General features: G+C 62.4%; 9 protein-coding genes and 1 tRNA gene. 7 read left to right on the top strand and 3 right to left on the bottom strand.

What is annotated here, in order from left to right; all coding sequences use genetic code 11:
- Positions 1-8 precede the first annotated feature (8 nt).
- The gene (locus GM676_RS15465; RefSeq protein WP_155464544.1) at positions 9-1,130 is read right to left on the bottom strand and encodes a beta-ketoacyl-ACP synthase III; all 1,122 of its coding nucleotides are present in this window, start codon (positions 1,128-1,130) and stop codon (positions 9-11) included.
- A 204-nt stretch (positions 1,131-1,334) separates the two neighbouring features.
- Positions 1,335-2,780, bottom strand: coding sequence for a S41 family peptidase (locus GM676_RS15460; protein WP_155464543.1), 1,446 nt, complete (start codon positions 2,778-2,780; stop codon positions 1,335-1,337).
- Between the two features lie 341 nt (positions 2,781-3,121).
- Here GM676_RS15460 and GM676_RS15455 point away from each other — a divergent pair, with 341 nt between their 5' ends.
- The 6 genes from GM676_RS15455 (at position 3,122) to GM676_RS15430 (ending at position 12,883) form a co-directional block, all read left to right on the top strand.
- Positions 3,122-3,712, top strand: coding sequence for a hypothetical protein (locus GM676_RS15455; RefSeq protein ID WP_155464542.1), 591 nt, complete (start codon positions 3,122-3,124; stop codon positions 3,710-3,712).
- A gap of 99 nt (positions 3,713-3,811) precedes the next feature.
- On the top strand, positions 3,812-6,043 hold the full coding sequence (locus GM676_RS15450; RefSeq protein ID WP_155464541.1) for a TonB-dependent receptor plug domain-containing protein: 2,232 nt from the start codon (positions 3,812-3,814) through the stop codon (positions 6,041-6,043).
- Positions 6,044-6,093: 50 nt separating this feature from the next.
- The gene (locus tag GM676_RS15445) at positions 6,094-8,085 is read left to right on the top strand and encodes a M13 family metallopeptidase (protein ID WP_155464625.1); all 1,992 of its coding nucleotides are present in this window, start codon (positions 6,094-6,096) and stop codon (positions 8,083-8,085) included.
- A gap of 92 nt (positions 8,086-8,177) precedes the next feature.
- Positions 8,178-10,178, top strand: coding sequence for a M13 family metallopeptidase (locus GM676_RS15440; RefSeq protein ID WP_211923240.1), 2,001 nt, complete (start codon positions 8,178-8,180; stop codon positions 10,176-10,178).
- Positions 10,179-10,243: 65 nt separating this feature from the next.
- The gene (locus tag GM676_RS15435; protein WP_155464623.1) at positions 10,244-12,280 is read left to right on the top strand and encodes a M13 family metallopeptidase; all 2,037 of its coding nucleotides are present in this window, start codon (positions 10,244-10,246) and stop codon (positions 12,278-12,280) included.
- Positions 12,281-12,322: 42 nt separating this feature from the next.
- Positions 12,323-12,883 carry a hypothetical protein gene (locus GM676_RS15430; protein ID WP_229262710.1) on the top strand — a complete coding sequence of 187 codons (561 nt, stop codon included), beginning with the start codon at positions 12,323-12,325 and terminating at the stop codon, positions 12,881-12,883.
- Positions 12,884-12,928: 45 nt separating this feature from the next.
- Here GM676_RS15430 and GM676_RS15425 read toward each other — a convergent pair whose 3' ends face one another.
- Positions 12,929-13,480, bottom strand: a complete 552-nt coding sequence (locus tag GM676_RS15425; RefSeq protein WP_155464539.1) for a c-type cytochrome — start codon at positions 13,478-13,480, stop codon at positions 12,929-12,931.
- A 200-nt stretch (positions 13,481-13,680) separates the two neighbouring features.
- On the opposite strand from GM676_RS15425, the gene GM676_RS15420 reads away from it, so the two are divergent.
- Positions 13,681-13,756 (top strand) — tRNA-Arg (locus GM676_RS15420).
- Positions 13,757-13,870: the final 114 nt, after the last annotated feature.

The raw sequence follows: 13,870 nt of genomic DNA, 5'->3' as shown, positions 1-13,870 counted from the left end.
CGGCTGCCTCAGATTCGCTTCACCACCACGCAGCCGATCGAGTAGCCGGCGCCGAAGGAGCAGATCACGCCCAGCTCACCCGGTGGCAGGTCGTCGGAGTATTTGTGGAAGGCGATGATGGAGCCGGCCGACGAGGTGTTCGCATACTCGTCCAGGATCACCGGCGCTTCGCCCGGCTCGGCGTCGCGGCCCAGCACCAGGCGACTGATCAGCAGATTCATGTTCAGGTTGGCCTGGTGCAGCCAGAAGCGCTTCACCTGCGACACTTCCAGGCCCGCGTTGGCCACGGTGTCCTTGATCATCTCGGCAGCCATCGGGCACACGTCCTTGAACACCTTGCGGCCCTGCTGGCGGAACAGTTTGTCCGGCTGGCCGATGCCGGCTTCGTCGAAACGATTGAGGAAGCCGAAGTTGTTGCGGATGTTGTTAGAGAAGCTGGTTTTCAGCCTGGTGTCCAGAATCGCCCAGCGGTGCGCGCCTTTGGCGGTCTCTTCCGCTTCGACGATGATGGCGGTGCAGGCGTCGCCAAAGATGAAGTGGCTGTCGCGGTCGCGCCAGTTGAGGTGGCCCGAGGTGATTTCCGGATTCAGCACCAGCACCGCGCGCGCCTGGCCGCTCTGCACCGCCGCCACCGCCTGCTGGATGCCGAAGGTGGCCGAGGAGCAGGCCACGTTCATGTCGAAACCGTAGCCGTCGATGCCGAGCGCGCTCTGTACCTCCACCGCCATGGCCGGGTAGCCGCGCTGCATATTGGAGCAGGCCACCAGCACCATGTCGATATCGGCGGCGGTCTTGCCGGCGCGGTCCATGGCTTGCTGGGCGGCGGCCACGCAGATTTCCGCTTGCAGCGACAGTTCATCGTCGGCGCGCTCCGGGATGCGCGACACCATGCGTTTCGGATCGAGGATGCCGGCTTTTTCCATCACGTAGCGCGACTTGATGCCGGAGGCTTTCTCGATGAAGGCCACGCTGGACGGCTCCAGCGCCGTCACGGTGCCGTCCGCGATGGCGGCGGCGTTGTCGGCGTTGAACTGTTCAACGTAGGCATTGAAGCACTCGACCAGTTCCTGGTTGGAGATCGACTGCGCTGGCGTGTAGAGGCCGGTACCGCTGATGACGGCTTGTTTCATGATTAAACTTTCAATTTGAGCAATGGCTGTCGCCAATAATGAGGCAAATTCTACACAAAATGCCTGCACGTTACCGGAAAATAAAAGACGGGGTCAGTTCTTGCAATCCAACACGAGCTCTGCCGTCGAACGGCAGAGCTCGTGTTGGATTGCAAGAACTGACCCCGGGTTAACGGCGCCGTTGAGCTTGCTACAAACTGGCTGTTATTTTTTCGCCAGATCCTTTTTGAGCTCCGCTTCCACCGACACCACCGTGGTGGCCGGTTTGGCCAGCTGGACCGGCAGGCCCTTCAGGTGGTTCAGCGCCTGTTGCAACTGGAAGTCGTCGCCGCTGCCGTAGTCCAGCGGCTTGCGCTTTTTCTCCAGCGCCACGATGCGCAGCTGCTCTTCCAGCTCGTCGCGACGCGATTTCGCGCCTTCCTGCTCGCGGTCGTTGACCAGATGCTTGTCGAGGTCGGCTTCGCGCGTGCGCAGGGCGTTCAGGCCGTCGCCGTCGGCGTATTCATCCACCGGCACGTCCGGCGTGATGCCCTTGGCCTGGATCGAGCGGCCGTTCGGCGTGTAGTAGCGCGCCGTGGTCAGCTTGACCGCCGTGTCCGCCGTCAGCTGGCGGATGGTTTGTACCGACCCCTTGCCGAAGGTTTGCGAGCCGATGATTTCGGCGCGTTTGTAATCCTGCAATGCGCCGGCGACGATTTCCGACGCCGAGGCCGATCCGGTGTTCACCAGCACCACCATCGGCACCCGCTTGATGGCGGCCGGCAGCCTGGCCAGCGCGTCGCTGTCGTTGCGCAGCGCGTAGTACTCGGGACGGCCGTAGAAGATCTGTTTCTGGTCCGGCAACTGGCCGTTGGTCGAGACGATCGGCGAATCCTTCGGCAGGAAGGCGGCCGCCACGCCGATCGCGCCTTGCAGCACGCCGCCCGGGTCGTTGCGCAGGTCCAGCACCAGACCCTTGATGTTGGGGTCCTGCTTGTACAGTTCGACGATCTTGGCCGCCATGTCATCCACGGTCGGTTCCTGGAATTGCGAGATGCGCACCCACGCATAGCCCGGCTCGATCAGCTTGCCCTTCACGCTTTTCTGGTGGATTTCTTCGCGCGTGATGTTGAACACCAGCGGTTCGGCCTCGCCCTTGCGCAGCACGGTCAGGCTGACTTTGCTGTTCGGCTCGCCGCGCATTTTCTTGATGGAGTCGTCCAGCGACATGCCTTTCACCGGCGTGTTGTCGAGACGGCTGATCAGGTCGCCCGGCTTGATGCCGGCGCGCCAGGCCGGCGAATCCTCGATCGGCGCCACGATCTTGATGTAGCCATCCTCGCTCTGGCCGATCTCGATGCCCAGGCCGACGAACTTGCCCTGCGAACCTTCGCGCAGCTCGGCGTAGGCTTTCTTGTCCAGATAGGCCGAGTGCGGATCGAGCGAGGCCACCATGCCCGAGATGGCCTCGGTCAGCAGTTTTTTGTCTTCGACAGGCTCGACGTAGTCGGATTTGATCAGGCCGAACACATCGGCCAGCTGACGCAGCTCTTCCAGCGGCAGCGGCGGGTCCACCGGCTTTTGCGCCATGGCGGAAAATTGCAGAGAGATGGCAATGCCAGCGACCACGCCCAGTCCAACCAGACCGGAATTCTTTAATTTCTTGCCCATGTTTCACCTGTCTAACGTGCCGCTGCGGATGTGCAGCGGCATGAAACGAGTATAAACCTGATTTCTGGCAAACGTAGTAGCCGTCACGAAATGATTTATACCTTTACGGGGATTTACAACGCTTTCCGTTGACTTTTAAAGCACACCAGGCGCCGCTTGGCGAAACACCAATTTTGCTGATTTGTACGCAGTGTATCCCTAACGTTCACGACAGTAAGTATTTGTAAGAACCCCTGTAACGGCCGAATTCGGGGCCTACACTGAGCTCGTATTTCTCTCTACCCTGAAGTGGTTTTCGCCAGCGCCCCAAGCGCTGGCTTTTTTTTATCTACGGAGCAAACATGCGTTTGTTGTCACTCCCGCTGCGCCGCCTCAGTGCGGCGCTGGCCCTGTCGGCGCTGCTGTCGCCAGCCTTTGCCCTGCCGGTCACCGAGATGCGCGCCGAGGATTATCTGCCGATGGCGGCCGAGCTGAAAAAATCGCTGAACCTGAACGCCAACCAGCAAACTCTGTGGTCGCAGACGGAGTCCAGGACCCGCAAGCTGCTGAGCGAACGCAAGGCCCGCCGCGAGCGCCTGCAAGCGGCCACGCTGGCCGGCACGCAGGGCGCCAATGTCGAGCTGCGCGACCTGGGCAAGGCCATGGATGAGGAAACCAACATCAGCGCCGCCGAGGAAAAGCAGCTGCGCGAATGGTGGCTGACCGTCAACGACGCCCTGACCGAAGGCCAGCGCCAGACCGTGGTGCGGCTGGTCGGCGAACAATTGCAAAGGGTACAGGACAATGGCGGCGGCGGCCGTCCGGAACGCAAGGAGGAGGGCGGCGGCGAACATCGCGGCGGCAAGGGCGGCGGCCGCGGCGGCATGGGCGGTGGCGGCATGGGGGTCGGCGTGGGCGCCGGCGGCGTCAACGTCAATCTTCCCGGAGGTTAATCTGGTTTGTGTATCGTAAAGTAAAAAGCAGGCGGCCGGCGGCTTTGCGGGCGATCATGACGGTAGAATTCCTCCGCGAGAATTCCATCAATGACCACCATGAGCAAAATATTATCCCCGGCCTGGCTGGCGCTGGCCATGCTGGGCGCGGCCGATGCCGGCGCGCAGAGCGCCGAGAGCGCCCCCGCCGATGCCGCGGTCAAGGCGGCGGACGGCAAGCAAATCCAGCAAGTCACCGTCAGCGGCGGCCGCGCCGACGATATGACCGAGCGCCGCAATTCGGTGGCGGGCAAGCAGATCTACGGCCGCGAGGAGCTGGACCGCAACGGCGACAGCAATCTGGGCGACGTGCTCAAGCGCCTGCCGGGCGTGACCCTGGGCGGCCGTCCCGGCCGCGGCGGCGATGTGCGCATGCGCGGCATGGGCAGCGGCTATACGCAAATCCTGCTGAACGGCGAACGGCCGCCGGCCGGCTTTTCGATGGAGTCGCTGTCGCCGGACCAGGTGGAACGGATCGAGATCATGCGCGGCCCCATCGCCGAGCACAGCACGCGGGCGATCGCCGGCACCATCAACATCATCCTGCGCGATGGCTACCAGCAGCGCGACAACCAGCTCAAGCTGACCGATACCGTCGAGCAGGGCCGCCACGCGCCGAATATTTCGCTGACCGTGCCGGGCAAGACCGGCAGCCTGACGTGGCTGCTGACCGGCACCATCGCCGAGAACCACCAGCACGACCAGACCGAGACGCATAACCGCGACATCCGCGGCGACGGCGTGATCACCAAGGATGAAAACGTCCTCGACGAAACCGGGCGCGAAACCCGCAGCCTGCATCTGACGCCGCGCCTGTCCTACAAGTTCGACAGCGGCGACACGCTGAATTTCCAACCCTTCCTGATGGTCAACCGCAGCGACGGCGATACCCGCAGCGACCTGACGCAAACGCCCGGCGTGGTGCCGGCCGCGCTGCAACAGCCGCCCGAGTACAACCTGGCGCTGGCCAACTCGCACAGCGAGGCCACCTTCCTGCGCGGCTTCGGCAACTGGGTGCACAAGCTGGAGGGCGCGGCCAAGCTGGATGTGAAATTCGGCTTCGGCAGCGGCCACAGCGACAGCGACTCGCTGCGCTACCAGTATGACAACGCCGGCAATCTGCTGGACCGCTTCACCGACACCGCCAGCGTGCGCGACCGCAGCGCCAACAGCGGCGGCAAGTACAGCACGCCGATCGGCAAGCAGCACGCGCTGGCGGCCGGCTGGGATATCGAGCTGGGTCATCGCGTGGAAACCAAGACTTCCATCGACCAGAACGGTAATCCGCAATTTGCCGATTCCGGCGACAACCTCACCGCCGATACGCGCCGCCTGGCGGTGTTCGCGCAGGATGAGTGGGATATCTCCTCGCAATGGTCGGGCTATGCCGGCGTGCGCTGGGAGGGCATCCGCACCACCAGCACCCGCAGCGGCGGCGGCGGCGAGATCAGCAACACCAGCAGCGTGCTGAGCCCGCTGCTGCATGCGGTGTACCGCATTCCCGGCCACGAGAAGGACCAGATCCGCGCCAGCCTGACCAAGAGCTACAAGGCGGCCAACATCCAGGATCTGATCGCCTTGCCGTCGCTGTCGCGCCTGAACAGCGCCACCAAGCCGGACCGCGTCGGCAATCCGAATCTGAAGCCGGAACTGGCCACCGGCCTCGACGTCGCTTACGAGCATTACCTCGGCCGCGCCGGCATTCTCAGCGCCAGCGGTTTCATCCGCGATATCGACGACCTGATCCGCCGCGACATCGCGCTGCAAAACACCCGCACCGGTCCGCGCTGGGTGTCGACGCCGCGCAATATCGGCCATGCGCGCACCAAGGGCATCGAGCTGGAGGCCAAGTTCCAGTTGCAGGAGCTGATGGCCGGTGCGCCGGCCATCGATTTCCGCAGCAACTACAGCCGCTTCTGGTCCAGCGTGGACGATATTCCCGGTCCCAACAACCGCATCGACGCCCAGCCCAAGCAGACCGCCAACCTCGGCATGGACTACCGCATGAAGGACGCGCCGCTCACCCTTGGCGGCAGCTTGAACTGGACGCCGGAGACGCTGATCCAGACCAGCCTGTCGCAGCTGGTGTACACCAGCCGCAAGCGTTCGTTTGACGCCTACGGCTTGTGGAAGTTTAATGCGCGTAACCAGTTGCGCATTTCCGCCAACAACCTGGCGGCGGAGGATGCCATCGGCGCCAATACGGTGACCACCAGCGGCCTGACACAATTGGCCAACACGACCAACCAGACCTACACCGTCTGGAGCGTCAAATACGAAATGAAATTCTAAAAGGATAGATAGTGAAACCACGCCTGCTGACCGCACTGGCCCTGAGCCTGATGACCGCTTTCGCCACCGCCGCCGAACCTGCGGCGCCGATCTCCGGCATCGAGATCCCCAATATGGACACCAGCGTGCGTCCGCAGGACGACTTTTTCACCTATCTCAACGGCAGCTGGCTGAAGACCACCGACATCCCCGGCGACAAATCCAGCTGGGGCACCTTCGCCAAGCTGCGCGACGACACCTTGCCGCAGCTGCGTGGCCTGATCGAGAAAGCGGCGGCGGAAAAGGCCAAGACCGGCACCGAAGCGCAAAAAATCGCCGACCTGTACGCCAGTTTCATGGATGAGGACAAGCTGAACCAGCTGGGCATTCGTCCGCTGACCGGCGAACTGAACCGCATTCGCGCGCTCAAGGACAAGAAGGGCTTGCCGATCCTGATCGCCCACCTGACCCAGATCGGCGTGACCACGCCGTACGGCGTGTACGTGCGTCCGGATGCGCGCGAGTCGACCAAATACGCGGTCTACATCAACCAGAGCGGCCTGGGCCTGCCGGACCGCGATTACTACCTGAAGAAAGACGATGCCAAGCTGGCCAGCGCCCTGGCCAAGTACGAACTGCACATCGGCAAAATCCTGACCCTGGCCGGCGACCGCGATGCCTATGCCAACGCCAGGAAAATCGTCGCGCTGGAAACCGCGCTGGCCGAGGTGCAATGGACCAAGGTGGAGAACCGCGATCCGGTCAAGCGCTACAACAAGATGCCGATCAAGCAGCTGGCCGAACTGGCGCCCGGCTTTGACTGGGGCCACGCGCTGGCGGCCACCGGCGTCGCCAACAAAGTGGACTATGTGATCGTGCATCAGCCGAGCTACCTCACCGGTTTTAACGCCGTGCTGGAAAAGACCGACCTGGCCACGTGGAAATCCTACTTCGAATGGCAGCTGCTGCGCGAAGCCTCGCCTTACCTGTCGAAGGAATTCGCCGATGCGCACTTCGATTTCTACAGCGGCGTGCTGACCGGCGTGGCCGTCAAGCCGCCGCGCTGGAAGTCGGCGGTGGCGCTGGTGGAGTCCAGCCTGGGCGAGGCGCTGGGCAAGCTGTACGTGGCCGAGTACTTCCCGCCTGAGCGCAAGGAGCGCATGGACGCGCTGGTGAAGAACCTGCTGGCCGCCTACAGGAACAGCATCGACGGCCTGGACTGGATGAGCCCGGCCACCAAGCTGGAAGCGCAAGCCAAGCTGGCCAAATTCACGCCCAAGATCGGCTACCCGAGCAAGTGGCGCGATTATTCGACCCTGTCGATCGTCAGGAACGATTTGCTGGGCAATGTGCTGCGTGCCGAGAACTACCAGCACCAGCGCATGATCGCCAAGCTGGGCAAGCCGATCGACCGCGAGGAGTGGAGCATGACGCCGCAAACCGTCAACGCCTACTACAACTCGACCATGAACGAGATCGTGTTCCCGGCCGCCATTTTGCAGCCGCCGTTCTTTGACGTGCGCGCCGACGATGCGGTCAACTACGGCGCCATCGGCTCGGTGATCGGCCACGAGATCGGCCACGGTTTCGACGACGGCGGCAGCCAGTCCGACGGCGACGGCAATCTGCGCGACTGGTGGACCAAGGAAGACCGCGCCAACTTCCGCGCCAAGGCCGACGCGCTGGTCAAGCAGTACGACGCCTACAGCCCGCTGCCGGGCTACCACGTCAACGGCGCCCTGACGCTGGGCGAGAACATCGGCGACAACAGCGGTACCGCCATCGCCTACAAGGCCTACAAGCTGTCGCTGGCCGGCAAGACCGCGCCGGTGCTCGACGGTTTCACCGGCGAGCAGCGCTTCTTCATGGGCTGGGGCCAGCTGTGGCGCGTGAAGATGCGTGAACAGCAGCAGGTGGTGCAGGTGAAGACCGATCCGCACGCGCCGGGCCAGTTCCGCGTCAACGGGCCGGTGGTCAACCAGTCGGGCTTCTACGAAGCGTTTGGCGTCAAGCCGGGCGACAAGTTGTATGTTGCGCCGGAACAGCGCGTGACCATTTGGTGACGTGACCCGGGGTGGCTTTTTTGCTATTGTTTCGTGACTTGCCTATACATTTCGGAGATATAGACTTGAAAGCTCACCTCGTAAGCGCCCTGATGCTGGCGCTGCTGGCCTCGGCCGGCGTACATGCGGAACCCAAAACCTCGGGCGTGGACCTGGGCGGCATCGACAGCAGCGTGCGTCCGCAGGATAATTTCTTCCTCAACCTGAACGGCAAATGGCTGGCGCAGACGGAAATCCCGTCCGACAAATCGAGCTGGGGCTCGTTTGAAAAGCTGGATGACGACACCAAGCCACAGCTGCGCGCCATCATCGAAGCGGCCGCCGCCGACCCCAACAAGCAGTCGGGCACGGATGCCCAGCGCATTGGCGATTTCTTCGCCAGCTACATGGACGAAGCCAGGCTGGAAGAGCTGCGCCTGGCGCCGCTGAAGGCTGACTTCGACCGCGTCGCCGCGCTCAGCGACAAGCGAATGATTCCGGCGCTGATCGCCCACTTCAACCGCTATGGCTACACCGCGCCGTTTGGCTTTGTGATCCACCAGGACAACAAGGACTCGACCAGGTATGTGGCCGATCTGGTGCAGGATGGCCTGAGCCTGCCAGACCGCGATTACTATCTGAAGAAATCGGACAAGAAGCTGACGGACACGCTGGCCAGGTACGAGCAGCACGTCGCCAACATGCTGTCGCTGGCGGGCAATGCCAACGCGGCGGCCGACGCCAGGGCCATCGTGGCGCTGGAAACCGACATCGCCAGGCTGCATTGGACCAAGGTTGAGCTGCGCGATCCGGTCAAGGCCTACAACAAGGTGGCCATCGACAAGCTGCCCAAGCTGGCGCCCGGCTATGACTGGACCACGTGGCTGAACGACACCGGCATCGGCGGCAAGGTCGATTACGTGATCGTCAGCCAGCCAAGCTATATCAGCGGTTTCAACAAGCTGCTGAACCAAACGCCGTTGGCGACGTGGAAGGTCTACTTCCAATGGCAGGTACTGCACGCCAACGCGCCCTACCTGGCCAGGGATTTCGCGCAGGAGAACTTCGCCTTCTACGGCAAGGTGCTGAGCGGCGTGAACGAGCAGGAACCACGCTGGAAGCGCGGCGTCAACGCCACCGATGCGGCGCTGGGCGAGGCGCTGGGCAAGCTGTACGTCGAACAGCACTTTCCGGCCGAGCGCAAGGCGCGCATGGAGCAGCTGGTGAAGAACCTGCTGGCCGCTTTCGGCCAGAGCATCGATACGCTGGACTGGATGGGGCCGGAAACCCGGAAGCAGGCGCAGGCCAAGCTGGCCAAGTTCACCACCAAGATCGGCTATCCGAACAAGTGGCGCGATTATTCGGCGCTGGTGGTGGCCAAGGATGATCTGGCCGGCAATGTGCAGCGTTCGCATGCGTTCGCGTATGCGAAGGAAGTCAACAAGCTGGGCAAGCCGATCGACCGCGACGAGTGGGGCATGACGCCGCAAACCGTCAACGCCTATTACAACCCGGAGCTGAACGAGATCGTGTTTCCGGCCGTGATTCTGCAACCGCCGTTCTTTGACGCGGCGGCCGACGACGCGGTCAACTATGGCGCCATCGGGGCTGTGATCGGCCACGAAATCAGCCACGGCTTCGACGACCAGGGGGCGCAGTACGACGGCGACGGCAATCTGCGCGACTGGTGGACCAAGGCCGATCATAAAAACTTCGCGGCCAAGACCCGGATGCTGGTCAAGCAGTACAACGCCTACAGCCCGGTCAAGGGCTACCACGTCAACGGCGAGCTGACCCTGGGCGAAAATATCGCCGACAACAGCGGCGCTGCCATCGCCTACAAGGCTTACCTGCTGTCGCTGGGCGGCAAACCGGCGCCGGTGATCGACGGCCTGACCGGCGAGCAGCGTTTCTACATGGGCTTTGGCCAGGTGTGGCGCGCCAAGATCCGCGACGCGCAGCAAATCGTTTATCTGAAAACCGATCCGCACTCGCCGGATCAGTTCCGCGCCAATGGCACGGTGCGCAACCAGCCGGGCTTCTACCAAGCCTTTGGCGTCAAGCCGGGCGACAAGATGTACCTGGCGCCCAAAGACCGCGTCATCATGTGGTAACGTAGTCAGTCGTATTTAAAAACCTTGAAGGAAAACTCGTGAAACGTCACCTCCTAAGTGCATTGATGCTGAGCCTGATCGCAGGTTTGGCCGGCGCCGCGGACAGCGCCAAAAGCGCCGCTCCCTCTAGCGCCAAAGTAGCAAGCAAGCCGACCTCCGGCATCGCCGTCGAATACATCGATCCGGCCGTGCGCGTGCAGGACGACCTGTTCACCCACATGAATGGCAAGTGGCTGGCCACGACCGAAATCCCGGCCGACAAATCGAGCTGGGGCAGCTTCGCCAAGCTGCGCGACGATATTCAGCCGCAGTTGCGCGCCATCATCGAAGGCGCCGCCTCCAACAAGGCCGGCGGCCCCGAGGCACAGCGCATCGGCGACTTCTACGCCAGCTTCATGGACGAAGCCAGGCTGGAACAGCTGGGCATCACCCCGCTGAACGCGGAATTGGCCAAGGTGGCCGCCCTGAGCGACAAGAAGCAACTGCCGCAGCTGATCTCGCACTTCAATCAGATCGGCGTGACCGCGCCGTACAACTATGGCGTTCACCAGGACAACAAGGATTCGACCAAGTATGTTGCCGACATCTACCAGGACGGCCTGGGCTTGCCGGACCGCGACTATTACCTGAAAGCGGACGACGCCAAGCTGGCCGACACCCTGGCCAAGTACGAACTGCACGTCGGCAAAATGCTGACCCTGGCCGGCGACGCGCACGGCGCCACCACCGCGCATGCCGTGGTCGAGTTCGAAAAGGAACTGGCCAAGCTGCAATGGACCAAGGTGGAACTGCGCGACCCGATCAAGGCCTACAACAAGGTCGACATCGCCAAGCTGGGCGAAGTGGCGCCGGGCTATGACTGGAACGCCTACCTGAGCGACGCCGGCGTGGCCGGCAAAGTCAGCTACGTCATCGTCAGCCAGCCGAGCTACCTGAAGGGCATGGCCGCGCTGCTGGAAGCCACTCCGCTGGAAACCCTGAAAGCCTACTTCCAGTGGCAAGTGGTGCGCGCGCACGCGCCTTACCTGAGCAAAGCCTTCGTCGATGAAAACTTCGCCTTCTACGGCACCGCGCTGACCGGCGTGACCGAACAGCGTCCACGCTGGAAACGCGCCGTCTCCGTGACCGAAGGCGCGCTGGGCGAGGCGGTCGGCAAGCTGTACGTCGGCGAGCACTTCCCGGCGGAGCGCAAGGCGCGCATGGAACAGCTGGTGAAAAACCTGCTGGCCTCGTACAAGACCTCGATCGACAAGCTGGACTGGATGACCCCGGCCACCAAGAAGCAGGCGCAAGCCAAGCTGGCCAAGTTCACCTACAAGATCGGCTATCCGAACAAGTGGCGCGACTATTCCAGGCTGGAGATCCGCAAGGACGATCTGGTCGGCAACGTGATCCGCTCGCGCCAGTTCGACTACAACAAGGAACTGAACAAGCTGGGCAAGCCGATCGATCGTGAAGAGTGGGGCATGACGCCGCAAACTGTCAACGCCTACTACAACCCGGAGATGAACGAAATCGTGTTCCCGGCGGCCATCCTGCAAGCGCCGTTCTTCAACGCAGACGCCGATGACGCGGTCAACTACGGCGCCATCGGTGGCGTGATCGGCCACGAAATCAGCCACGGCTTCGACGACCAGGGCGCCCAGTACGACGGCGACGGCAACCTGCGCGACTGGTGGACCAAGGAAGACCACAAAAACTTCGCGGCCAAGACCAAGATGCTGGTGGAGCAGTACAACCAGTTCAGCCCGCTGCCTGGCTACCACGTCAACGGCGAGCTGACCCTGGGCGAGAACATTGCCGACAACAGCGGCGTGGCGATCGCATACAAAGCCTACAAGCTGTCGCTGCACGGCAAGAAGGCCCCGGTGATCGACGGCCTGACCGGCGACCAGCGCTTCTACATGGGCTTCGCGCAAGTGTGGCGCATGAAGATGCGTGAAGCGGCGCAGATCCAGCAGATCAAGACCGACCCGCACTCGCCGGGCCAGTTCCGCGCCAACGGCACCATGCGCAACCAGCCGGGCTTCTACGACGCCTTCGGCATCAAACCGGGCGACAAGATGTACCTTGCCCCGAAAGACCGCGTGATCATGTGGTAATGCAGTAAACTACGGGCTTCTGAATCTGGAAGCCCGTTTTTTATGATGCGCTTGCGTTATACCGTTCCATTTGTCCTGCCGCTGCTGCTGAGCGCTTGCGGCGAGTCTTATACGCCTGTCGATGTGTACATGGCGACCTCGCCGGACTGCGCCAGCTGGCAGGAGGGGGCGCGCTTTGAGCTGCCGCGCGGAATCAGCGTGTCGACCACGCCGCCGGTGATGCTGCCGGATGGCGGCACGGAATTCACTTTTGTGTACATCGTGCCGCGCGGCGAGCGCGCCTTGTTCCTCAATCGCGACTACCAGGTGACGGCGCCCAAGGGTCCTGTGCTGGCCAAAGCGCAACTGGTCACCTTCTACCAGCGCACCACCAACTCGCCGGCCGAAATCGTCGAGGCGATTCCGAAAGTGCCGGACATGTTGATCGCCGGCGCCACCGGCCCGGAAACCATCTGGCGCGTGCGCCTGCGCGTGACGGAGAAACTGCCGGAGCGTTTCGACCTGACGCCGCCGGCCTTCGAGATCGCACTGAACAAATACCCGATGCGCACCTTCACCTACCGCTACTTCACCGACCGCAAAGCCTTCGGTCTGTGCAAATAAAAAAACCGGCCGCGAAGGCCGGTTTTTACTTGGGACGTGCGCCGCTTATTTCTGCGGTTCCGCCGCGGCAGGAGCCGCTGCTGCTGGCGCTGGCGCGGCAGGTTCCTTGAACTTGCCGCCGGAAGCGTTGGCCATGTAGACCACGGCGCGTGCCACTTCCACATCATCCAGATCCGGATTGCCGCCCTTGGCCGGCATGGCGCGCAGACCTTCCAGCGCGTGCTTGACCACGGTGTCGTAACCCTGGGCGATACGCGCGCCCCAGGCGCCGGCATCGCCGAACTTCGGCGCGCCCGCCACGCCGGCGCCATGGCAGGCGGCGCAAGTCGAGTTGTAGATGGCTTCGCCGGTTTGCAGCACCTTCGGCGCATTGACGTCTTTGAGCGTGTAGCCGGCGTCGGCGACGGGGGCGATGCGTGCGGCGACTTCTTCCGGCGCCTGGCTGTTGGAGCCGGCCCCGGTCAGCTTGTTCGTGGTGACATACTGGACCAGAAGGATGATGCCGAAGATCGTGACTGCGAAGAAGCCGATAACAGCTGCAACCAGTTGTTTAGGCGTTCTGATGGCGGATTCGTGTTCGTTATGTGCGTCGCTCATGATTTCCTTAACAGACAAATTTCAAGCCGGGTGGCGCAAAGCATGGACAGCAGCTACCTTGTAAAACCTTCACCAAACGGGTGATTATAGGCATAAGAATGCGTCGAAGGAAACGCAAACTTGCATAAAACGACACTGCCCCATGGACGGGATGCGATAAAAACGGTATCCTACGGCACACCTTCGTGTATACCCCTGTCGCGGCTGTAGCTCAGTGGATAGAGTATTGGCCTCCGAAGCCAAGGGTCGTGGGTTCGATCCCCGCCAGCCGCACCACAATCCTCAATAGAATCAATCACTTGCAAAAATTCGCATGCTGCATCGCAGCGTAAAGAAGCGCTTGCGTTTTTTCTGCAACAATTTTGACTTAAGTCAAAATACGCCAAAAAA

The organism is Duganella radicis, from assembly GCF_009720825.1.
Taxonomy (GTDB): Bacteria; Pseudomonadota; Gammaproteobacteria; order Burkholderiales; family Burkholderiaceae_D; genus Rugamonas; species Rugamonas radicis.
The sequence above is the reverse complement of the archived record's forward strand: the minus strand, read 5'-3'. Positions and strand labels throughout refer to the sequence as shown.